Origin of the sequence: Paenibacillus sp. FSL K6-2393, assembly GCF_038002545.1 — a bacterium.
Lineage (GTDB): Bacteria > Bacillota > Bacilli > Paenibacillales > Paenibacillaceae > Paenibacillus.
In genome coordinates this window covers 2,414,946-2,439,636 of sequence record NZ_JBBOCU010000001.1, presented here as the reverse complement: position 1 = coordinate 2,439,636, position 24,691 = coordinate 2,414,946, and the positions used below count along the sequence as shown (strand labels likewise).

Annotated in this window: 16 protein-coding genes; 1 reads left to right on the top strand and 15 read right to left on the bottom strand. The window is 46.1% G+C overall.

Translation table 11 applies throughout. The features are described 5' to 3' along the window. Positions 1-36: 36 nt before the first annotated feature. From MHI14_RS10705 to adhE, 14 genes are all read right to left on the bottom strand, one after another. Complete coding sequence (locus tag MHI14_RS10705; RefSeq protein WP_289389721.1) at positions 37-1,095, bottom strand: metal ABC transporter solute-binding protein, Zn/Mn family; 1,059 nt, start codon at positions 1,093-1,095, stop codon at positions 37-39. A 242-nt stretch (positions 1,096-1,337) separates the two neighbouring features. Next, complete coding sequence (gene metG, locus MHI14_RS10700) at positions 1,338-3,398, bottom strand: methionine--tRNA ligase (protein WP_341130284.1); 2,061 nt, start codon at positions 3,396-3,398, stop codon at positions 1,338-1,340. 418 nt (positions 3,399-3,816) lie between these two features. Then, complete coding sequence (yidD, locus tag MHI14_RS10695) at positions 3,817-4,068, bottom strand: membrane protein insertion efficiency factor YidD (protein WP_017687565.1); 252 nt, start codon at positions 4,066-4,068, stop codon at positions 3,817-3,819. Positions 4,069-4,070: 2 nt separating this feature from the next. Beyond that, positions 4,071-4,535, bottom strand: coding sequence for a Fur family transcriptional regulator (locus MHI14_RS10690; protein ID WP_074095707.1), 465 nt, complete (start codon positions 4,533-4,535; stop codon positions 4,071-4,073). 338 nt (positions 4,536-4,873) lie between these two features. Further along, positions 4,874-7,126, bottom strand: coding sequence for a stalk domain-containing protein (locus MHI14_RS10685; RefSeq protein WP_289389726.1), 2,253 nt, complete (start codon positions 7,124-7,126; stop codon positions 4,874-4,876). Positions 7,127-7,401: 275 nt separating this feature from the next. Continuing rightward, on the bottom strand, positions 7,402-9,039 hold the full coding sequence (gene nagZ / locus MHI14_RS10680; protein ID WP_339309966.1) for a beta-N-acetylhexosaminidase: 1,638 nt from the start codon (positions 9,037-9,039) through the stop codon (positions 7,402-7,404). A gap of 28 nt (positions 9,040-9,067) precedes the next feature. Next, the gene (locus tag MHI14_RS10675; protein WP_339309967.1) at positions 9,068-10,699 is read right to left on the bottom strand and encodes a response regulator transcription factor; all 1,632 of its coding nucleotides are present in this window, start codon (positions 10,697-10,699) and stop codon (positions 9,068-9,070) included. Beyond that, a complete protein-coding gene (locus MHI14_RS10670; RefSeq protein WP_341130283.1) occupies positions 10,696-12,531 on the bottom strand; it encodes a cache domain-containing sensor histidine kinase in 1,836 nt (611 codons plus the stop codon). Before MHI14_RS10670 ends, MHI14_RS10675 begins: the two co-directional genes overlap by 4 nt. 32 nt (positions 12,532-12,563) lie before the next feature. Continuing rightward, a complete protein-coding gene (locus MHI14_RS10665) occupies positions 12,564-13,394 on the bottom strand; it encodes a carbohydrate ABC transporter permease (RefSeq protein ID WP_091028779.1) in 831 nt (276 codons plus the stop codon). Next, the gene (locus MHI14_RS10660) at positions 13,394-14,278 is read right to left on the bottom strand and encodes a carbohydrate ABC transporter permease (protein WP_036614432.1); all 885 of its coding nucleotides are present in this window, start codon (positions 14,276-14,278) and stop codon (positions 13,394-13,396) included. Before MHI14_RS10660 ends, MHI14_RS10665 begins: the two co-directional genes overlap by 1 nt. A gap of 51 nt (positions 14,279-14,329) precedes the next feature. Further along, positions 14,330-15,697 (bottom strand): ABC transporter substrate-binding protein, encoded by a 1,368-nt coding sequence (locus tag MHI14_RS10655; RefSeq protein WP_091028776.1) that lies wholly within the window; start codon positions 15,695-15,697, stop codon positions 14,330-14,332. Positions 15,698-15,920: 223 nt separating this feature from the next. Continuing rightward, positions 15,921-16,673 carry a pyruvate formate-lyase-activating protein gene (pflA, locus tag MHI14_RS10650; protein WP_091028774.1) on the bottom strand — a complete coding sequence of 251 codons (753 nt, stop codon included), beginning with the start codon at positions 16,671-16,673 and terminating at the stop codon, positions 15,921-15,923. An 89-nt stretch (positions 16,674-16,762) separates the two neighbouring features. Then, a complete protein-coding gene (gene pflB / locus MHI14_RS10645; RefSeq protein ID WP_341130282.1) occupies positions 16,763-19,021 on the bottom strand; it encodes a formate C-acetyltransferase in 2,259 nt (752 codons plus the stop codon). Between the two features lie 943 nt (positions 19,022-19,964). Further along, the gene (adhE, locus tag MHI14_RS10640; protein WP_074095716.1) at positions 19,965-22,577 is read right to left on the bottom strand and encodes a bifunctional acetaldehyde-CoA/alcohol dehydrogenase; all 2,613 of its coding nucleotides are present in this window, start codon (positions 22,575-22,577) and stop codon (positions 19,965-19,967) included. A 430-nt stretch (positions 22,578-23,007) separates the two neighbouring features. Here adhE and MHI14_RS10635 point away from each other — a divergent pair, with 430 nt between their 5' ends. Continuing rightward, a complete protein-coding gene (locus tag MHI14_RS10635; RefSeq protein ID WP_076333276.1) occupies positions 23,008-23,724 on the top strand; it encodes a Crp/Fnr family transcriptional regulator in 717 nt (238 codons plus the stop codon). An 87-nt stretch (positions 23,725-23,811) separates the two neighbouring features. Here MHI14_RS10635 and MHI14_RS10630 read toward each other — a convergent pair whose 3' ends face one another. Further along, positions 23,812-24,525, bottom strand: coding sequence for a hypothetical protein (locus MHI14_RS10630; RefSeq protein WP_341130281.1), 714 nt, complete (start codon positions 24,523-24,525; stop codon positions 23,812-23,814). Positions 24,526-24,691: the final 166 nt, after the last annotated feature.

Genomic DNA, 24,691 nt, shown 5'->3' with positions numbered 1-24,691 from the left:
GGTAAAGACTCTTCGATCTGAATTCTTCGTTCTATCTTATTTTAATGCGATCAGCAGATTTTGCAAATTTTTCTCCATCAGGGTGAAATAATCATCCCCATTTGTTGCCTGCTCCTTGGTCAATCCCTCAACCGGATTAAGGACCATGGTCTCTACTCCTGCTTCACTTGCCAATGTTTTCGCCAATTTGTCAGATACCAGCTCTTCAAAGAAAATGTATTTAATGCCTTCATCTTTAACCAGTTTCGCAAGCTTCACAATATCCTGTCCTGTCGGTTCAGCATCCGGGGAAAGTCCCATAATGGCATGCTGGGTTAATCCATAATCACGTGCAAGGTAGCCAAACGCTTGGTGCGAGACAACAATTTCGTTGTTCGGTACGGTAGCCAATTCATCTGTGAAACGCTGATCCAGCGTCTCAAGCTTGGTACGAAGCTCTTCATAACGTTGTTCGTAACCTGTTTTGTGATCAGGATCTGCCTCGACCAGACTATTTTTGATGTTTTCAGCCATGATCATGGCTGATTTCGGACTAACCCACGTATGTGGATCAATATGATGATCAGCGACATCTTCACTGGTAGCCTCATCTGTGTGTTCATCCGCATGCTCGTCTTCGTGCTCTTCGCCATGACCGTGCCCATCATCACCCTCAGCCGTTAACAGCTTAACACCTTCACTGACGGCAACAGACTTCACCTGTGTATCACTATTCAGCGACTTCAGGAAATTCGGCACCCATCCTTCCAGTCCAGCTCCATTATAGAGAAACAGCTGTGCCTTGGACGTATTAACGATATCCTGACTCTTCGGAGTCCAGTCATGTGGCTCTACTCCCGTTGGCAACAGGTTAATGACATTGGCATCCTCACCACCGATTGCAGTCGTAAAAGCATATACAGGATAAAATGTTGTCACAACGTTTACCTTGCCTTCCACAATCTTCGCACTATTGGAACTATCCTGCCCACACGCTGACAATACCAGCAAAGTGAGAATAAGCAAACCCGTCCACAGTAGCTTTATGTTGCCTCTTTTGCCCGTCTTTCCTGTACGGTTATCCTGAACTTGATGTTGCACTTTATAAAATGTCATTATGATTCACTCCGCATCTCTTAATCGTAAACATTACTGAAAGAATTATAGGTAACCTGAACCTACTTGTCAAGCTATCCCGTCCTATTCATTCTTTCCTGAAGTACGGAGTTCATAACAGTATATGCTTGTTCTCTTCCCGTCAGATACGAATTATATCAATAAAAAAAGGGCCCGAATTACATCGGGCCACCTTGAGTCATAGTTACGACAGTATTTGAATCAATTTCATAACTCAATTCTTATTTTACTTGTGCACCATTAGGCATGTTGTCTGGTACTGTAGCCAGTGTAAGCTGGTCGCCATGCGATGCTGCAAGGATCATACCCTGGGACAGTTCACCACGAAGTTTCACCGGTTTGAGGTTGGTCACACAGATGACTTTGCGTCCAACCATCTCTTCTGGCGAATAGAACTTCGCAATTCCAGATACGACCTGGCGCTGCTCATAACCCAGATCCAGCTGCAATTTCAGCAACTTATCCGCTTTTTTGACAGGTTCGCAGGAAATGACTTGAGCCACACGCAGTTCAACTTTGGCAAAATCGTCAATACCGATCTCTTCGGTACCCTCAGGTGCAGTTACCGGTTCAACAGCTGCTGAAGCTCCAGCATCTGCTTGACTTGTTTCAGGCTGTTCCGCTTTTTGACCACCTGTCATTGCTTCAGAGATATAAGCAATTTCCTGTTCGGAATCCAAACGCGGGAAGATTGGATCCCCTTTTTGCAAGGCATTTCCAGCTGGAACCAGACCCCATTGCTTGGCTGTATCCCAAGCCGTAAGTTCACCTTCCTGAATGCCCAGCTGTGCCCAGATTTTATGAGGAGCACGCGTCAGGAACGGTTGCAACAGAATGGAACCAATTCGCAAGCTTTCGATCAGGTGAGCCATAACGGATGCCAATTCATCGCGTTTTGCTTCATCACGAGCCAGCGCCCATGGCTGCGTCTCATCAATATATTTGTTGGTGCGGCTGACAAACTGGCTGATCGCTGTCAGTGCTACGGAAAACTGCAGGTTTTCCATCGCCTGTTCCACTTTTTCCACTGTAGCATGGCCTGCTTCTTCCAGCGAAGCATCAAATTCCGTTACATTCGAAGCAAACGCCGGGGCTTTGCCTTCAAAATATTTGTCTACCATGGCAACTGTACGGTTCAACAGGTTACCCAGATCGTTCGCGAGGTCGGAGTTAACACGCTCTACGAAGCTCTCCGGTGTAAACGTACCATCGGAACCAAACGGTACTTCACGCAGCAGGTAATAACGCAGTGCATCGAGACCGTAACGGTCAATCAGAGTCACTGGATCAACGACATTACCTTTGGATTTGGACATTTTACCGTCCTTCATCAACAACCAGCCATGTGCAAACACTTTCTTCGGTAAAGGCAGATCCAATGCCATCAACATAATTGGCCAGTAGATCGTATGGAAACGAACAATTTCTTTCCCAACCAGATGTACATCCGCAGGCCAGAACTTGTTATAAAGGGATGCATCGGATGAACCGTAGCCCAAAGCTGTAATATAGTTGGACAACGCATCAATCCACACGTAAACCACGTGTTTTGGATCGCCTTTCACTTTGACGCCCCATTCAAATGTAGTCCGCGATACGGCCAAATCTTCAAGACCTGGCTTGATGAAGTTGTTGATCATCTCGTTCTTACGGGATTCCGGCTGAATAAAGCCCGGGTTCTCTTCATAATATTTCAACAAACGATCTGCATATTTGCTCATACGGAAGAAGTATGATTCTTCTTTGACCAATTCAACCGGGTGTCCGCTATCCGGGCTCTTGGCCGAGATAATCTCACCCTTCTCATTCTTCTCTACATCCACCAGTTGAGTCTCCGTGTAATACGTCTCATCCGGAATGCTGTACCAGCCTTCGTACTCACCTTTGTAGATATCTCCCTGTTTCAGCAAACGGTCAAAGATATCCTGAACAATGGTTTTGTGACGCTCTTCGGTTGTACGGATAAAGTCGTCATTGGAAATGTCCAACTTGTTCCACAGTTCCTTGATCCCCACAACGATATCGTCGATAAAAGCTTGCGGTGTCTGTCCTTTCTCTTGTGCCTTGCGCTCAATCTTCTGGCCATGTTCATCGGTTCCTGTCAGATAATGAGCATCATAACCGCGTAAACGCTTGTAACGAACCATCGCATCTCCCGCCACCGTTGTATACGCATGCCCAATATGCAATTTGTCACTCGGATAATAAATCGGGGTTGTCAGATAAAATGTTTTTTGGTCAGCCATGAATGACTTCTCCTCCTTCAAATGTTCCTGCTTCATGTGATCTCTTCGTCCAAAACAACTAAAAAAGAACACAAAAAACTCCCGCCCCTATGGGACGAGAGTTGCTCTCACGTGTTACCACCCAAATTCCCCATGTTTTTCGCAAAACACAGGCTCTGTCGGTCCTTCGACCGCCCATTAACGCTGGATCACGCCTCAGCCTTACGACAGCAGCTCTTAAATCACTGTCTGCACGCTCGAAAGAGGTTCCTCCGGGACCATATTCCATCCTCCTCCCAGACCGGTTCTCAGCTCATCCGGCTCTCTGCACTGGGGGTGTGTCTGTACTTATCCCTTCACTGGAAAATCATATAGGAAAAATATACTGAAATGCGGACCCCTTTGTCAAGTGGACAGCATCCTCAAGTCAATCCTGGTCTGCTTCCAGGCCACCCGAATACTTCAAGCTACATCGTTACTCTGATACCATCATGGATTTCTCCGCCTTTGGTGGCACCAGATCTACACCGCCTGGATGAAACGGGTGGCATTTGGCAATACGTTTCGCTGTTAACAACGAACCTTTGAGCGCACCGTGCACTTCAATCGCCTCCATGGCGTAAGCCGAACAACTCGGATAGAACCGACATGTTGGCGGTGTTAATGGAGAGATATAGTTGCGGTACACCCGAATGGGTGCCTGAGCAATTCTGCGCGATAACTTCATGGTCAGTGCTTCCCATGAGCGTGTTGATGTCCCGACGCTGCTTTGGCCGGAGCATGCTCTGCACAGTCCTTACAATATCCAAATACCTCGAACTTGTGGTCCACAACCTGAAATTGCTCAGGCGCATCCGCAAGCTGCATCGGGCAAAAAATTATAGGATATGTCTTCTGACACTTCAGACAGATCATATGATGGTGATGATGATCTTCACTACAGTGTGCTTTGAATTTAACGCCATCTTCGAAGATGACCTGTTCCAGTACACCCAGTTCCTGCATCACCCGCAAATTACGATATACTGTGTCAAAACTCAGTCCGCTGTAAGTCTTACCCATATATTCATAGACGTCCTTGGGTGTAAGATACCCGGGGGACTCGGCAAATAACCGGGCCAGTGTTTTCCGCTGATCGGTAATGCGAAGCCCCTGTGAGGACATGGTCGAAATAATCTGTTCTGTCGACAGCATGATCTTAAGCACCTCCTGTCATACGAGCATTTTGCATCATTCATAGAGCGACAGTTTATTCGGCAAAAGCGAAAACTTTCGCTTTCTTGTATACCTCTAATAATGCATCAAATTACGATTAGAGTCAACGAAGACACCGGGTTAGGTCATTTCAACATCACATAAAAAGGACTCCATACACATGCATTGCCATTAGTCTAGCTTGAGCTAATGACATTACATTTTGATGGAGTCCCTTCCTGACGGTTCAGATGATCAATCGTTCGGGCGACTTTTGGGGTGAACGGGTATATATGATATAAGCTTTCACTCCAAACCGTCCGTGCATGTTCATAATATTACTTTTCAGCCGGAAGCGGCGTGAACAGCAGGTTAACAGGCAAGTTACTTCCTGGTGCCGCCGAGAAGAGAATAGTTACACTCTCGCCGTACGAACCTGTGCGATACATTACGCTTTGCTCATTAGGTGCAGTTACAGATTTACCTGTGGAAATCTGAACGACCTGTCCATTCACGAGTGCCACACCTGAATATCTGCCTCCACGAGGGTTGAATGAAATCAATGTGCGCGGAGCAACATTATTCAATGTAATTTTGTACAATACACCGAAGTTACCTGCGTTGGACGCTTCAGTGAAAGCCATAGGGTCCGTTCCCACAAGGTTTGGATCACTTGCATTATCTCCAAGTGGAAGACGTGCAGGCTTCGATCCTAATTCTTGATCGTACGTAATGATCCGTGTTGCATTCGGGTACGTTCCGCGGTTGTGAACACCATCACGATCCAGAACCGGCAGGCTCGACAACACTTCCATTGGGTCCTTGTTTTCTTCAATCATAATAATGTTGTAATCCAGTTCATAGTCACTGAATACATCCGAATACAAGGAAATGACTTGTCCCTGTTTCATCGGAAGAACGCTCAGATCATTAAGAATCAGCTTGCTTTCTCCTGGCTGGATGTACACTTTCTTTTGTCCGGTACCATTCTGCATGGATTGGAACCAACGGTCAATCGACAACTTTCCAGCTACCGTTGCAAAAGGAGACGGTCCTGCAAAACCCATGTTTTGCTGGTCAATGGACGCCGTGTATGCATTGTTGTTTGTCGCTACAACATACATTTTCACGTTTTTGCCCGTGTTGTTCACATGGTGAATCATGAAGCGTGTCTGTCCGAAGGAAGATTCCTTGTACACAATGCCTTCTGTATTCACGGTTTCCGGGCTGTTACTGCGGATCAGCAGACTTGGTTCGTCATAATACGTGAAAGGAACTTTCTCCAATGCCGGTACTCCACCACCGTCAAAAGTGAACTTCTCACCGACTGGTGTGAACAATTGATTGAAGTCAGTCACACTATAAAGTGTTTCTCCCGTAATATTGATCATCTTGGTATAGCTATCGCTAGCACCATGTTTATCGGTAACTGTAATCGTTACGGTCTTCGGTCCTGGAACAAAGAATGCAAGTGCATTGTTATCCCATTCTGTTTTTACAATTGCGTTCTCATCATCTGTGCTTTGATCAATATAAGTGATTTTCTCACCCATTTTGTATTCTTCTTTATCTGTCGTAAACATTGCGACAGGTGGCAGATTTGGTCTTTCAACCTTAATCGTAACCGAATACGGATCACTCCATTGACCACTTGAATCCTGGACCGCATAGGTTACTGTGTATACACCTGGTTGGTCGAATGAATCCTGACGACCTGTCCAACGCTCATCTACAATGCTGAGTCCCTTGGGAGAGCTGGATCTGGTTGTGTAGGTTACCTGGTCTCCGGCAAAAACCTCTTTTTGTACCGTGAAGCTTGCCACCGGTTTGGTACTCAGATTCAATACAACCGTTTTGGCAGATTGATTTACTTTATACGTAATGTCCAGAGCCTGTGTAATTGAAGTCAACGGCACCATGAACGTATTTTTTTGTTGATAAGCCGCGCCCTTCATCGTTCGGGACACACCATTAACGGTATAGATCTTGCTGTTTGTTTTGAAACGCAGCTCATCTTCACCACTAATAATGATCGTTTCTTTGGTTGTGTTATCATATTTGACATCATAGCCAACCCGATCAACGAGAGCACGGATCGCTACATAGGATACACCATTTTTAACAGCCATCGGCTGTCCAGCAAGATACGTTTTGCCATCTTGCATCATTTTATTACTGTTCATATAAAGAGTGAGGTCTCCACCCCCGCCTCCAGCAACAGATGAACCGCCTGTAGATGGTTGCTCCACTTCAACTGGTGCAGGTGCTGGTGTTTCCTCAGCTGTACCTTCTTCGTCCGTAGGTTCAATTACCGGCTCAACAGGAGTCGCGTCTGTTCCTGTAGGAACAACTGTCTCAGGGTTCTCTTCTTCAGTTGTTTCATTATTTGATGTTGGAGTGTTTGTTCCGGATTTCACTTCGGATTCCGCGATGGTTTGTTCTTTCTTCACAACCTCCACGGATTTAACTTTGGCTGTATTCACTGATGTAGTATCGCTCTGATCTGCTGATTGTGCATTGGCAGGAATCACTGCAAACGCCTGAAACACAGCAAAAGCGGTAAGTATGGACAATTTCTTCTTCAAATTCATTCTTTGTCTTTGGCTCCTTCTGCTCCCATTTTATAAATATCCCCCTCAAAAAGTCATATTATTAGACGCTTGGAACCGGGAAAAGTTGCTAAAAAGTTAAGAGGAGAATTGTAAACTTTTAATAGAAGGAAAATACTATGAAAATAGTTATCTATCAATTATCTTTTAAGCATCCATATCCCAAAATTAACCAATAGAAAATTCCAACAAAAAAATCTCTCCAGGAGATGGTCAATCAGCACCATATCACAGAGAGATTTAAGGATTGAATAGGCCTAGCGCAAACGGACAGGCAGACTTCCAGTTGGCTGCAGTCCACCTGTTAACACATGGGACAGGGCCCGAACAACGGCGGGTGTATTCTCATACGTACACACATAACTTCCCGGCCTCGAAATCTCCAGCAGATCATATGGATTGCGCAGAGCAATTACAATCAGCGAATGATTCTTACTAAGCTTTTCAACCAAATACTGTTGCCCTTTCGGAAGATGACCTGCCGATGTGTACGTACATACGATAACTTGTTCACTCTCCGACACATCCGCCGATATCCGATCTGCTTCATCATAAGTGGGCTGAGTAGTAATTTTGTGCTCACGAACTCTGCCTCGCAGCTGCGATAACGCCATACCCAGCGATTCTGTATGAGACCATGGTTCATCCACCTCTGTCCGTTGCACAACCTCAGGCCAGATGACATACACGTCCTTCTCTGGGTCCAACGGCAGCAGCCCATCATTATGAACGATGGTAATACTGCTTGAAGCAATCTTGAACAACGTCGATTCGTTGGGCTCTGTGGGTTTAGTAGATTCAGTGCAATCAACAGGTTCAACATCTGTTGCTTCGACCATTTCATTCGCTTTCAGCGAAACAAGATGATTATTCTGCTGCCCGCAGCGATTTCTTTTCCATGTCATAATGCGTTCCAACGCCTGATGAATAACTTCTTCCAAGATCCGGCCCGTTCGAACTGCTTCCACAATGGCTTCCAGCGCAGCAACCTGATCTTGCAACGTATGACTCACCAGAATCAGATCTGCTCCTGCCTCCACAGCACGAATCGCAGCTTCAGCTACACCATATGGCTTGGATATTGCATGCATTTCAAGACAGTCTGTAATAATAATGCCTTCAAAACCCATTTCCTCACGTAGCAGACCCGTTAACACCTTATGTGACAACGTTGCCGGAATGGGCTCGGGCTCAATCGAAGGGAACATCACATGAGCTGTCATAATAGCATCAACGCCGGCTTCAATCGCCCGGCGGAACGGTAGCAGCTCCATCTGTTCCAGCCTGTTTCGATCATGAGGTACTGTAACCATACCAAGATGAGAATCTACGGCGGTATCTCCGTGTCCAGGAAAATGTTTGGCAGTAGCAGCTATGCCCTGTGATTGATATCCGGTGATGGCTGCTACGCCATGAGTGGCCACACTTTCAGCATGTTCACCATACGAACGCACACCGATAACCGGGTTAAGCGGGTTGTTATTCACGTCGACCACTGGCGCAAGGTTCATATCAATACCGATGCTTTTTAACTCACGACCCAGAATTTGAGCACACTCTAGGGTATAATCCGGATTGCCTGTCGCACCAAGCGCCATATTACCCGGCACTTGGGTCATTCCCTCTTTGTCAATCCGTGCAACCATGCCACCTTCCTGGTCCACCGAAATCATGAGTGGTAGGGCCCCCGCTTCAGCAGCCATATCTTGCAGTTCGGCGGACAGCCGCGTCAATTGATCTACACTTTCGACATTGCGCCGGAAATAAATGACGCCCCCGACGTGATAGTCACGGATTAAGCGAGTAATCTGTTCATCTGCGTGCTGACTGTGAAATCCACACATCAACAATTGTCCTACCTTTTGCTCCAATGTCAGATCATTTAAGAGTTTCATTTGACCTCTCCTCCCGGTTCCCTTGCCACTACGAACCCAATCGTTTACTCTGCCTGTACTCGGAGGGTTTCATGTGGAAGTGTTTATGAAACACCTTGGAGAAGTAACGGCGCTCCTTGAACCCTGTGGCTTCCCCAATCGCTGTAATGCTCCATTCGGTTGTACTCAACAATAAAGCAGCACTTTCCATCCGTTTCTGCGTCATATATTCCACAAAAGTAACACCCATTTGGGTTTTAAATAGTTGGCAGAAGTATCCCGGGCTGATTCCGAGCCAATTTGAGACTTCATCTATTCCTAAGTCCTGTTGCAGCCGTGCGTCCATATACTCACATGCAGACAGGATCAGTTCCGATACAGAAGGACGTGGCTGCGTTTGTTTGCCCTGATAGGCATGGGTAACAACCTCTGCAAATTCAAGGAGTTCCCTCATGGATACGGTCCCTTGCAGTGCATTCCAAAAATTCACTTCGTGCTCTTCAGCGAGGGCCTGTACTTCCCGCAGTTCACGAAGCATGTGCACAAGCATAAACCGAAGATTGGTTTCATCTACCCTGCTGAAGGATTGTCCTGAATTCCCCATTTGCTGTTTAAGCCGATCCAATACATCACGTAATCCCTGCTTGTTCCCTTGACGAATCCACCGAGTAACAAGCTCCAGATCTTCTCTTGTAATCCATGAGTTAGCCCCATTGGAGGCCGTATGATCATACGATAAGGCGGTTTCGGGACAACTCGCCTTCAGCACCTTGTCTTCACTCTCCGAATGGGACATCAGTATTTTTTGACAATGCCGGTATCGTTCCAGAATTTGACTTTCCAGATTCACAGGCACACCATCCTGAACCACCCTAACCTTCACACCTGAATCCAAGGATAATATCACATTTAATTCGAGACACAGTTGATGGGCCAGTTCCTCTGAGCGACGTTTCCACTCACCCGATGCCTCCAGCAGGATGCACCACTCCCCTTTGCGGGTCGAAAGAATCTGACAGTCACCCGTAATTCTCTCTGCCACTTCCCTAAGTCTGGAAATTACGGTCTCATGCCATCGTTGGTGCTGAAGCTCGGACCAACCGATCGAATGGCGAAAATAACCGACTGCATCCACCAGCAGCAACGTATACGGTGCAGCAGTTGTTATAAATTCAGGAACAGAAGCAGGATAGGCAATCTTCAATGGTGCTTCTCCTCGCAACAGGTCAATCAACTGTTTGTGTCTGATCCAGCTTTCCATCTCTTGGCTGCGATAACGTTGCGATTCGTTTTCCAGACGTCTCTTCTGGATCTGCCCGGCAAGCTCACGCAGTTTATGTTCCAGATTCAAATAATCAATTGGCTTACATATGTATTCATGTACGTTATATTTAATAGCGGTTCGAGCATATTCAAACTGCTGATAACCGGTCAGTAAAATAATTTCACACGTTTCACCCTGCTCTCGCAGTAAACGAATAAGTTCCAATCCATCCATAGACGGCATCCGAATATCACACAAGAGAATGTCTGGATGACTTTCTGTAACTTTCCCCAGCGCTTCTGCCCCGCTTCTCGCTGTACCTGTGATTTCAATCCCCATATCTTCCCAGGGTAAAATGTAGTTCAGATTCTCCAGAATCGGCAGCTCATCGTCAACCAGCATTGCAGTCAGATTCATCCGGCTTCCTCCTGCTCATATAATGGAATGATGCATCGAATAACTGTGCCATACCCCGGTGCTGAACATATAAATATGCCATACCCGGCCCCGTATTGAATACGAATTCGATCTGCCACACTTCGTAATCCCAATCCCCGGCGTTCCGTTATGGACGATAATGATTCCGCCCCTTCCGCGAGCATAACTTCCGGCGGATCTTCTGCCATATACTCAAATCGTGCGAGCATTTCCTGGGGAATACCGATCCCATTATCCTCAACACATAACACAAGTTGATCCCGTTCCGCATATGCGCTTATCCGCAGTACACCTGGATAGGTGATCCCCTCAAACCCATGTTGAATGCTATTTTCCACCAGAGGCTGGAGGGTCAGCTTGAGCAGGATTGAGCTGTATAGATGGGATGGAATGTCAATCTCATAGGTGAACAAATCACTGAACCTGTACTGTTGAATCTCCAGATAACTCTGCAAATGCCTTATTTCCTCACCCAGCGGAATCTCCTCCTGATCCTGAATGCTGATACGAAGCATATTGCCAAGTCTGGTCACCATCTCGCTTACTTTGCGGCCCTCCCCACGCAGCGCTAATCCATTAATGGATTCCAATGTGTTAAACAGAAAATGAGGTTTGATCTGGGCCTGTAGTACACGTAGTTCCGCTTGGGCCTTCTGCTCTTGCTCTGCCCGAACACGACGGAATAATCCCCCGATCCGATCCAATAGTTCATTGAACCCTTGCGCAAGCAGCTGCATTTCATCGAATCCTTTTCCTTCCACCCTCGCATTAAAATCACCATCATCCACACGACGCATAAACCTTACAAGTACAGCAATGTTACCCGTAATGCGATTCATGAAAAAAAGATTAAAGATCATCGCTGCGAGCAGGCATAACAGAATAATGATGACAGACCATCCTGCAAAGGCATTGGTTTCCGCAGATAAGGCTTCCCATGAAGTCACACTGACGAGGCTCCAGTTATAGTTTTTCAGATGATATTGCGAAATGATACTTTCCTTGCCGTCAAAGACCGTTCTGACACTGCTAAAGCCAGGACCGTAACTGCCGGATTCAGCACCAAGATTTTGCATGTTTTCACCGTTATAAATACCAGCAGGATCATAGACGATCAGGCCTTCTTCATTAATTAACAGGAAAGATGTATCCTGTGCCGAATCGCTGATCTGCAGGTGACGGAAGATCCTGTCGATCTCTCCTTTTTTGATCTGAACAACAAGCACGCCGATATTTTGAAAATAACTGAGTTCTTTGACCAGTCTGATCTGGGTGAAGACAGGTTCTATCCCGGTTAATTCGGGATATTCCAGAGGTGCGAGCCATTTAGGCACGCCATTAAGTTGCTGAATTTCGTTGAATAAGGGATGTACTTTGAATTGCTGAAAAGGAAGGGCTTGAAAATTTTCTTTAGTGAAAATGGAGACAATCTGGTTATTCTCAGACGAACGCAAATCATATAAAAAGGCATAACTGATGAACGGATAATTATATAGAAGGGAACGGAAATTGCGCTGGCTGGCATTCAGAGATAACTGATTACCGGTTCCCAGATCCTGCTTGGTCGGATCTTTGGCGTTCAGCGCCATTTGGAAAACCGATGTCGCTATCCCGTTGTCGGTCACATTGTTAATCTGCTGAAATACATTCTCGATATTGTAGCTGATGGCCTGAAGCGCATATTCGGCCTGTTGATTGTATTTTTTCTCAATCGTATGTGATGTGACCAGAAACATGCCAATGCCTAGCGCACACATCGGTACAATAATCAGCAGCAGAAATGCCAAGGCCAGCTTCATTCGCAAGTTCATATCCCGTTCTCCCTATCAACTGGTTCATGGTATTAACCTTTGACACCACCCGCAGTTACTCCTTCTATAATTTTCTCCTGGAGTATAGCGTAGATCACAAGTACAGGTACAACGCTGTATACAATACCTGCCGACATCTGGGCATAGTTCATCTGATATTGATCCCGAAACTGGACCATGCCCACTGGCAGCGTACGCAATTTATCGGTGGATAAGAAATAGTTGGCGAGTAAAAATTCGTTCCAGTTGCCGAGGAAATTAACGATAAAAACGGTAACAATAGCCGGAACCGTAAGAGGTATCACTATTTTAGCAAAGATACCCGGGGCCCTCAAGCCGTCCATGACCGCCGCTTCCTCAATTTCTCCAGGCAGAGAACGCATAAAAGCCGCCAGTATAATAATTGTAAAGGGGATCGCATTGGCCACGTAGGGCACGATCAATGCCAGATGCGTATCCAATATGCCCATTTTGCGAACAAGCAGATAGATCGGCAGCATAAGTGCATTGTTGGGAATAAGCATACCCGCCAGAATTAAGCTGTACAGAAACAGGCTCCATCTCCGGTGTCTCATCCGGGTTACGGCAAAAGCAAACATGGCACCAAGCACAATCGTACACGCCGACGATAAAACCGAAATGTACAGGCTATTCCAGAAATATGTGCCAATCTTTGCATTCACCCAAGCCTCCACGTAATTGTTAAACTCCCATGTTGTAGGCAGACCGAATGGATTCAAGGCGATTTCATTGTTATCCTGCTTAAATGAAGAGAAGATTACAAATAAAAAGGGAAACAAAATCGCGATTAAATACAATATTAACAACACATGAGGTATACTGCTTTTTAAGCTTTTTGCCATCAATATTCCACCTTCTCGCTCCGCCTCGCTACCAGCAGTTGATACACCGCAGTGAGCACAAGCGTCAGAGCAAAGATCAGCACTGCAATGGTATTGCCATAGCCATATTTGAAGTTGGTAATCGCGTATTTGATCATATATGTGGCTAGAACCTCGGTGGACCCAGCGGGCCCACCTTTGGTCATGACAATCACGATGTCGGCGGCTTTCATGGCACCTGCAATGGACAACATGATCACCACTGAAATGATCGGCCGGATCAGCGGCAACGTAATTCGCATTGCACGTTGTACCGCCGTTGCCCCATCGATTGCAGCCGCTTCATCCAGATCACGGGGAATCGCCAGTATGGCAGCCAGCACCATGACAATGTAAAATCCCGTCCACTGCCAGGCATTGGTCACCAAAATGGACAACATTGCGAATCGGTTATCCGATAACCAGTAGATTGGATCGATGCCCAGCACATGAAGTATTTTGTTTAATAGTCCGATATTGGGTTCATAGATGAACCCCCACAAGATACCGATAACGGCTGTCGACATAATGGATGGTAAAAAAACAGCGGTTTTATACAGACCTTTTAGTCTTTTCACATTGGCAATAAGAAGCGAAAACAGGACGATGAGGGGTACCTGAATCAGTACCGAAAATCCGATGAAAAAGCCGTTATTCCGTGTGGAAATCCAAAAACGTTCATCGGTCAGTGCCTTCACATAATTGGATAAACCCACAAAACGTGGCTCAGCCGATACCCCATTCCAACTCGTTAGACTGTAATACAGGGAGCTACCAATAGGATATAAGAAGAACATTACAAACAGAATTAGGGCTGGCATTACAAACAGCGTATAGATTAACGGGCTGCGGAGTGAAGTATTCATAGTCAGCCTCCTTCAGTCACTTCAACGATCGCAGTTTCAACTTGGATTGATTTATTCTACGGAAGCGTTTGCTTCCTCCTGCACCTTTTGCAGCTCTTCTGCCATTTTCTCTGGCGTCGTCTGCCCACCAATCAACTTCTGGATTTGCAGATTGCTGATCTCTGTCGTCACATCGGCCTGAACGAGTGCATCAAATGCCGGGAACGATGTCTTGGACGCATTAAGCACAGCCACAATTTCTTTCATCAGATCATCGGTAATGCTGTCGGTCAGCACTTTCTCGTCCAGCTTCATCGCAGGCAACACACCATCTTCCACAAGGCCGCGGACCTGCATATCTTCATTGTAGAAATTTTTGATAAAAGCTTTCACTGCTTCCAACTTCTGCGGGTCATCCGCCACTGCTGCCGAGAATCCGTATCCATTGTTCACATCACGCATCAAAGACGTCTGATCACCTGCTCCGTTCTCTACCGGAGGCATATTGAAGAATCCAACCTTGCCAATGAGCGATTCACCGCTCTGACCTTCTTTGAATACAGATGATTTCCACGTTCCGTCATACATCAACACCGCTTCGCCGCTTGTAAATTGCGTGGTATATTCGGCATACTCGAAGCCCAGTTCACCTTTTTTGAAATAACCCTTATCGACCCATTCCTTATGTTTGGCAAAACCTTGCACAACACCCGGATCGGTCCATTTCGCTTCACCTGTTGCAAACTTTGCGGTAATCTCCGGTCCGGCATACCGGGACCACAGGTGGTTGGTTAACATCAGCGGAACCCATCCTGCCTTGGATGCAGAAGCCAGCGGCACTTTGCCATCGGCCTTGATCTCGGCCAGTATATTGTCCAGTTCAGCCATGGTGGTTGGAGCTTTCCATCCTTTTTGTTCGAAGTACTCTTTATTATAGAAAAAACCTTCGCCCGAACCGCCAATCGGCAGTCCATATACTTTGCCTTCATACGTAAACGGTTCAAGCGATGTAAACTGGTCTTGAATGCCCAGCTCTTGCAAGATCGGAGTCAGATCAAGCAGCATACCTTCCTTGGCATAAACTTTGGAATCCGGGCTACCGAACAGTTCAAATATATCCGGCGGGTTACCTGCCGCCATCTCCCCGCGAAGCTTCTCCTTGCGATTCACATCGGATTCGACACCATCCAGCGTAAAGGTCAGATTGGGTATCTCACCCTCAACTTTGTCCACAACATCCTGCAGAATGGCCAGTCTTTTCTGTTTGTCGGCTCCCACCTGCGTGTGACGGAGAAGCATCTCAACCGGTTCCTTACTTGTCTCCTCCACAGGTGTATTGCCTGCGCCCTGCTGTGGCTCGTTACTTGAGCTTGCACATCCCGCCAAAGTCCATGAAGTGATAAGCAATAATGAAAGCAGTAATGTCATTCCTTTTTTCATCTGGTTGACCCTCCTCAAGATATTGAGCATTTGGCTTTACACTCTGATTATAAAAAGCCGGAGCTTACATCGTAAGGATGACAATTCATCAATGGAGGGATAAAATCCTTCACTGGACCCATAATCTTGCATTTACAATGGATATCAGCAAAAAAACAGCCCCTGCGAAACATGTTCGCAAGGACTGCTTGATTGATTGTTTTTACTATATATAAAGGTTAGATTACTTACCTGAACAAGCCACACCAGCCGTTTCCTGGCGACCTTGTTCGATCAGGCGATACGCCCGCTCCACTTCTTCTTCACTTGGTGAAGGAACACCATCCAGTGGATATACTTTACCGAGCGCTTCCCATTTGTAAATCCCCATCTGATGGTATGGAAGAATTTCGAACTTCTCAACGCCATTTAATGTCCCAATAAACCGTCCGAGGTTAAGCAGATCCTCTTCCTCGTTATGAATGCCAGGCACATACACGTGGCGTATCCACATTTTCCGGCCCTGCTCCGATAACCACTTGGCCGTTTTCAACGTTCTCTCGTTGGATTTGCCTGTCAACTTGATGTGTTTCTCATCATCAATATGTTTGAGGTCCAGCAGAACCAGGTCTGTGTGATCCAACAGATCGTGAATCCGTTCCGGTTCGTTAAATCCGTTGCTGTCCAGTGTCGTATGCAATCCCCAGCGGCGCTTCACTTCTTTGAAGATTTCCCCTACAAAGTGGGCCTGTAACGTTGGTTCTCCGCCAGATATCGTGAGTCCGCCTCCAGAGCTGCGGTAGTAGGATAGATAAGGCTCAATTTCAGCCAGTACCTCCTCAAGTGTCATTTCTTTTCCACCATCCAGCGCCCATGTATCAGGGTTGTGGCAATACTGACATTTGAGTAGACATCCTTGCATAAAAAGCACAAAGCGGATGCCTGGGCCGTCAACCGTCCCGAAAGTTTCGAGTGAATGAATATGTCCTTTAACCATGCTGCCTCTTCCTTTCTGTATCCGCATCCGCTGTGCGTTTAATATGATTTGGAATGCCTTGCTCTAACGGTCTTCTACTTGCAAATTACTTACATGGAGCCATGGAACGTACGGTTGATGACATCCAACTGTTGTTCACGAGTCAGTTTAATGAAGTTAACCGCATATCCGGATACCCGTACAGTCAGTTGCGGATAGTTTTCCGGGTGATCCATCGCATCAATCAATTGCTGACGATCAAATACGTTAACGTTCAGGTGATGAGCGTTTTGACCGAAGTACCCATCCATCATCGCAGTCAGATTGGATTTACGTGTAGTCTCCTCTTTACCCAATGCTTTTGGCACGATGGAGAAGGTATTGGAAATACCGTCAAGACTGTGTTCATAAGGCAATTTGGCTACAGATCCAAGGGATGCCAGTGCACCTTTTTTGTCACGACCATGCATTGGGTTCGCACCTGGAGCAAATGGTTCACCTGCTTTACGACCATCCGGTGTAGTCCCTGTTTTCTTACCGTATACTACGTTGGATGTGATCGTCAGAACGGATTGTGTTGGCACTGCGTTACGGTAAGCTTTGTGCTTACGAATCATGCCCATGAAGTTCTCAACCAGTTCAACAGCAATGCTGTCTACGCTGTCTTCATTGTTACCGTAACAAGGGAAGTCTCCTTCGATTTCGAAATCAACTGCGATGCCTTGTTCGTTACGAATTGGTTTTACTTTGGCATATTTGATTGCACTCAGTGAATCTGCTGTAACCGACAGACCAGCGATACCACAAGCCATCGTACGTACAATGTCACGGTCATGCAATGCCATCTCGATACGCTCATAGCTGTATTTGTCGTGCATGTAGTGAATGACGTTGAGGGTGTTCATATACAGCTTCGCCAGCCACTCCATCATTGGTTTGAAACGTTTCATAACCTCATTGTAATCCAACACTTCGCTAGTGATGGCAGGATACTCAGGTCCAACTTGTGCTCCGGATTTCTCGTCACGACCACCGTTGATCGCATACAGGAGAGCTTTTGCCAAGTTGGCACGAGCGCCGAAGAATTGCATTTGTTTCCCGATCTTCATAGCCGACACACAGCATGCAATACCGTAATCGTCACCGTAGATTGGACGCATCAGATCATCATTTTCATACTGAATTGAGCTGGTTTCAATGGATACTTTACTGCAATAATCTTTGAAAGCTTCTGGAAGTTTCGTGGACCATAGTACAGTCAAGTTCGGTTCTGGTGCAGGACCCAAGTTGTGCAGTGTATGCAGGAAACGGAAGCTGTTTTTGGTTACACGTGTCTCACCATTTACAGACATACCCCCGATGGACTCCGTTACCCATGTTGGATCTCCACTGAACAGTTCGTTGTAATCCGGTGTACGCAGGAATTTGACAATCCGCAGTTTCATTACAAAATGGTCAACCAATTCCTGAGCCTGTTCTTCGGACAGAATACCTTCTTGCAGGTCACGTTCAATGTATATATCCAGGAAAGAAGATACACGTCCCAGTGACATCGCAGCACCGTTCTGTTCTTTGATCGCAGCGAGATAACCGAAGTACAACCATTGGAATGCTTCTTTTGCTGTTGTCGCTGGCAAGGAAATATCGAACCCGTGCATGTCGCCCAATTGTTTCAATTCTTGCAATGCACGAATCTGCTCAGACAATTCTTCCCGCAGACGAATGACATCTTCATCAATGACATCAACTTCGAGTGCGTTCAATTCGCCTTTTTTGTTACGAATCAGGAAGTCTACCCCGTACAAAGCTACACGACGATAGTCACCGATGATCCGGCCACGGCCATACGCATCTGGAAGACCTGTAATAATCCCTGCTTTACGCGCTGCACGCATATCGGAAGTATAAGCATCGAATACACCTTGGTTATGAGTTTTGCGAATGTTCGTAAATATATCAATGACGCCTTGAGGCAATTCGAAGCCGTATGCTTCACATGCATCAATCATCATCCGGATTCCGCCTGTTGGTTGAATGGAACGTTTGAACGGAGCATCGGTCTGAACGCCGACGATCTGCTCTTTGGATTGATCCAGATAACCGGGTTGGTGAGAAACAATAGTCGCTGGTGTGTTCACATCAACGTCAAGGACACCGCCGTTATCCCGTTCTTTTTTGGTCAGATCAGATACGATCTCCCACAATTCTTTGGTATTCTGGGTTGCACCTGCGAGAAATGTTTCATCGCCGTAATACGGAGACAAGTTGTGTGCCAGAAAATCATTCACATCTACGGATTTGGTCCATGTTCCTTTGGTAAAGTTTCTCCAGCCTGTTTGTTGTTTGACATCTTTTTCAATCACCGACATCTTAATCCCTCCACTAATTTGGATTTCTGGACACATAACATCTTGCTTCATTCGTAGCATTGTGTGCCCAGAGCCGCGATTAATGTGAATTGTTTCACATAAACCGGAACATGTTCTCTCTACTTGGGAACCGGAACCGCGGGATGAATGTTTTTCTTACATTTTCAGTATACGTCTTGGGGCTTTCATCATCTGTGATTTTTGTCACAAAGTCAGTGAACTAACTCACTCCACCTGCGCTGTGTCCCATTGAACCCTACTTAGTTTCACACTTAGCCACTTCGCGGGCAGAACAACTTCCGATCGCTGTTATCCCCGGATTTTTTCAATTTTATTTTTCAAAGGGGAAAATCCGGGGATAAAGGCGAACGCTCCGCTTCTTCAGTTTTTTCTGCCCTCTCCGTTATTGTGTGAACATCTGGCTCAAACGGCCACATCACGGATTCCGTGTAACCTCTTTAAGAACCTTTGCTCCTCCATGTTCGGAGCAAAACAAAACTTAGAATAAACCCTGAAAAACAGATGCTCGCTCTTCTGTTTTTCTACCCTCTTCGTTCTTGTGTGAACATCTGGCTCAAACAGCCACGTCACGGATTCCGTGTAACCTCTTTAAGAACCATTGCTCCTCTATGCTCGGAGCAAAACTAAACTTAGAATAAATCCTGAAAAACAGATGCTTCGCTCTTCTGTTTTTCTGCCCTCTTCGTTATTGTTTGAACATCTGGCTCAAACAGCCACATCACGGATTCCGTGTAACCTCTCTAGAACCCTTTTGCTCCTCTATGCTCGGAGCAAATCAAATCTTAGAATAAATCCTGAAAAACAGGTGCTTCGCTCTTCTGTTTTTCTGCCCACTCGTTATTGTGTGAAAGACGGCAATCGGGGCTCCCCTCTTGGGGAACCCTGATCTTCTTGCCGTAAGGCACGCTTCGTTCTAAATTTATTATTCAAACTTTCCATAGAAAGCGTTGCGGTATACATCGGCCAGTTCAGTTACCAGCGGCAGCTTCGGATTGGCGGTTGTACATTGGTCTTCGAAGGCACGGTCTGCCAGATAATCCACATGTGCTTCAAAGTCTTTGGCATCAAATCCGATTTCCTGGAACGATTCTTCAATGCCCAATGTTTTGTTCAGTTTGCGAATCGCATTGATGAGACTGGTTACGCCTTCTTCTGTCGTACGTGCAGGCAATCCCAGAATCCGTGCGATTTCGGCATACCGCTCATCCGCTACAAAGTGCGAATATTTCGGGAACGATGCAAATTTGGTCGGTTTTTTCGCGTTGTAACGAATGACGTGTGGCATCAGGATTGCATTGGTGCGTCCGTGTGCGGTATGGTACTGACCGCCCCATTTGTGCGCCAAGCTGTGGTTAATGCCCAGGAATGCGTTGGCAAATGCCATACCGGCAATTGTGGAAGCATTATGCATTTTCTCACGTGCCAGTTTGTCACCTTGCAGTGCCGATTGCTCCAGGTATTGGAACACCAGTTGGATTGCTTTGATCGCAAGTCCATCCGTGTAATCATTTGCCATGACAGACACATATGCTTCAATCGCATGCGTCAGGACGTCCATACCTGTATCTGCAACGGCTGTTCTAGGCAGGGAGTACACAAACTCCGGATCAACAATCGCTACGTCTGGTGTCAGCTCATAGTCGGCCAATGGATATTTGGTGTTACCTTGATTTTTATCTGTGATAACCGCGAACGATGTCACTTCAGATCCTGTACCGGATGTGGTTGGAATTGCTACAAATTTCGCTTTTACGCCGAGACGTGGATATTTGTAGATCCGTTTACGGATATCCATGAATTTCTGTTTCAGATCGTTGAAGTCCGTGTCCGGATATTCATAGAACAACCACATGGCTTTGGCAGCATCCATCGGTGATCCACCGCCGAGTGCGATAATGCAGTCTGGCTGGAAGCGGCGCATCATTTCTGTACCGCGGTCTACCGTTGTTGTCGATGGATCTGGCTCAACATCGGAGAATACTTCGATCGCTACTGGCATTTGGCGTTGACGCAGATAGTGTTCTACCTTTTCAACATATCCAAGTTTCACCATCATGGCATCCGTAATAATCGCCACACGTGTGATATCAGGCATTTTGGCAAGATACTGCGTTGCCCCTTTTTCGAAGTAGACTTTGTTTGGCACTTTGAACCATTGCATATTCACGGTACGGCGAGCCACCCTTTTCACATTGATTAAGTTCACAGCGGTTACGTTGGAAGAAGTCGAGTTACGTCCGTATGATCCGCATCCCAGTGTCAACGATGGCATGTTTGTGTTGTAGATATCCCCGATGGCACCGTGTGTGGATGGTGAGTTCACAATAATCCGTCCGGTTTGCAGACGATCTGCGAATTTGCCGATCACTTCTTCATTTGTGGAGTGGATAACCGAAGAGTGACCCATGCCGCCAAAAGCAACCACTTCTGCCGCACGCTCAATGCCCTCTGCTGCCGTTTTAACTTTGTAACAAGCCAGTACCGGGCTTAATTTCTCAGCCGACAATGGGAATTTGGTACCTACCCCTTCAATCTCGGCCACGAGAATTTTGGTGCCTGCTGGAACTTCAATACCGCACAACTTCGCAATGCTCACCGCAGATTGACCAACAATCGCCGGGTTCACCGCACATTTCTCGGCATTAATCGCACCTGCTGTCAATTTTGCTGCTTCATCTTTGTTAACAAAGTAACAGCCATTTGCGATCATTTTTTTCTTCACTTGATCGAAGATCGGTTCTTCAATGATGACCGCTTGTTCGGAAGCACAGATCATGCCGTTATCGAAAGATTTGGACAGGATCAAATCCGTCACTGCCTGATTGATATCAGCACTTTTCTCGATAAAGCAAGGAACGTTACCCGGTCCTACGCCCAGTGCAGGTTTACCACAGCTGTACGCCGCACGTACCATGCCTGATCCGCCTGTTGCCAGAATGAGAGCCACATCATTGTGATTCATCAGTTCGTTTGTACGATCCATGGAAGGATCATCAATCCACTGAATACAATCCGCTGGTGCACCATGTTTCACTGCTGCTTCCAACAGGATTTTAGCAGCTTCCCGGCTACAATTCTGTGCAGATGGGTGGAAACCAAAGATGATTGGGTTACGCGTCTTGATGGAGATCAGTGCTTTAAACATCGTTGTTGATGTTGGATTGGTTACTGGTGTAATCCCCATAATAATGCCGACCGGCTCCGCAATTTTCTGGAAGCTTTCATATTCGTTGTCTTCAATCACACCTACGGTTTTGTCGTACTTGATGCTATGGTACACATATTCTGTTGCAAATATATTTTTGGTGATTTTATCCTCATATACTCCGCGGCCTGTTTCTTCTACGGCCATCTTGGCGAGCATCATGTGTTTATCCAGACCCGCAAGCGCCATCGCTTGCACAATCCGGTCAATCTGCTTCTGGTCCATCTTCATGAATGCGGCGTGTGCTTTATTCGCTTTGTCAATTAACGTTTGAATATACTGACCTGCTGTCGGTTCTTTTGCTGGGGCGACTTCGTTCTTTACAGCCATCTCCCTCATCCTCCTAAAGGTTCGTATTAGTTTGTCTCTCTCGTTTACATTCACATCGTAACATGACAATAAACTTAATTATGTGATTTTTTTCACAAAGTATAACAAATTTAATTTAAGTTTTGTAGTGTCCTTCATACGACCATTTTCACTTCCTATTTAAAATATAGGGCTGTAAAATTCATCCTCTCCATTAAAAGTGAATTTTATCACAATGTTTGAAATTTCGTCATTTTTGCCCCCTTTCCTTCCCCCTCAAACGGTAAGATTAGGTATATACTGAACTTAAAAATTGAACCACCGCAATTTGTACCGTCCTTCCTCCCGGCCGAGATGACCCTGATCAGGACGGCAACGGTTTGCGGCGAACCTCGGAGGCTACTGCTTACTACAGAAGGTCGTCCGATGGACATAAAGGGGAGATAGACTTATGAGAGAACTAACAACTGTACTGGAAAAGCGCGGTAATACCAACTGTTTCTCGGAAGCAAATTTCAACCATCTGCTGGTTACCATGAAAGATAGAACTTATCCGGAAGGTACACATCTGTACTGGGAAGGCGACATCTCTGACAAACTTTATTATATGAAACGGGGTCGTGCCCAGATCACCAAATCCACGGATGAAGGCAAGGAACTGATCATGTACATGTATCAATCCGGTGATATGATTGGCCAGGCTGATCCCTTCTTTGGCTCTAAACACAGCTTCTCAGCGGAAGTTCTGGAGGATAGTGAGATTGGTGTACTGGAGCATAAAGACTTGGAGATGTTAATCTGCCAGCATTGTGACTTTGCGATCGACTTTATGAAATGGATGGGCATCCACCACCGGTTGACACAGACCAAATTCCGGGATCTCATGTTATATGGCAAACCGGGTGCACTCTGCTCCACCCTCATTCGGTTGTCGAATTCGTATGGTGAGCCTCATGGGGAGCATGTCATTATTCACAAAAAAATTACCCACACGGACCTGTCCAATATGATTGGAGCCACTCGTGAAAGTGTAAACCGCATGTTAAGCGATCTGCGCAAGAAAGATGCGATTGAATATGACAATGGCATGATTGTCATCAAAGATCTGAAGATGCTGCAAGGGATCTGTCACTGTGAACTTTGCCCGAACGAGATCTGTCGTATTTAATATTTGAATATGTTAATCGGATATTGCTTATATATTATAATGAAAAAAGCCCAGTTCTCTAAAAAGAGATTGGGCTTCTTGGTATACTTAGGATGCATTGGTCAATTCAAGCTTTACCGCATCACGTGGATTCAATTTCATGTCCAGACCATTTTCCATTAATTCTTTGTCATTCACCATAATGACCCACCGCTCATTCATACGAGGCGTGACATTCTCGACCGAAACGACAATTTTGTTATTCTCAGACATTCTTACAATGCCGCTGGACTTCAACACATCGCGAACTGTGCACTCTTGAACGTAGACGCCGGCATATTGACGATTAAGGGTTGGCATAATGTTTCCACCGCTAACCTTGAGTAACGTTGTCTGATATGCAACGCCATCCCCCCCACTGTCAGCGGCTTTCACGTAAATGATCACTTCATCTTTGGCATGAAGCTCCATGTCCCAATCTTGCTGCTCAATATCCTTGCCATTTAATTTGACAGCCCAGCTCAGCGAAGAATCCAGAGAAACTTCTCCGACGGATTGAATCCGTTTGCCATCTGCCGTAAAATCTACCAGTCCGCTATTGAGTAATGCTTTTTTGAGTGTCAAACCCTCACTAAAATCTCGCTTAATGGACTTTGTTGCATCAGGCAAAAATGTACTGCCATCTACAGCCACTGTGATCGTATTCGCTGTTTCTGTCTCCTTGACAATTGGCTGCTCAGAAGGCTGTGTCTCACTACAACCAGCCAAGATCGCCAGTAGGAGCAAACATACACCTATGTAACCGGGGATTTTCTTCATCATGTAGGTAACACCACCCTGCGTAAAATCATTCACCCTGTTGTCCATAACCTCTATTATGGCACAACTTTCGGCAAAAAAAAGTGTCAAAGCCGTTACTTTTATAGGGTGTCCCCTCCAAATAGGGCTTGTACAAGAAAGAGAGCCTGCACACAGGCTCTCCAATCTA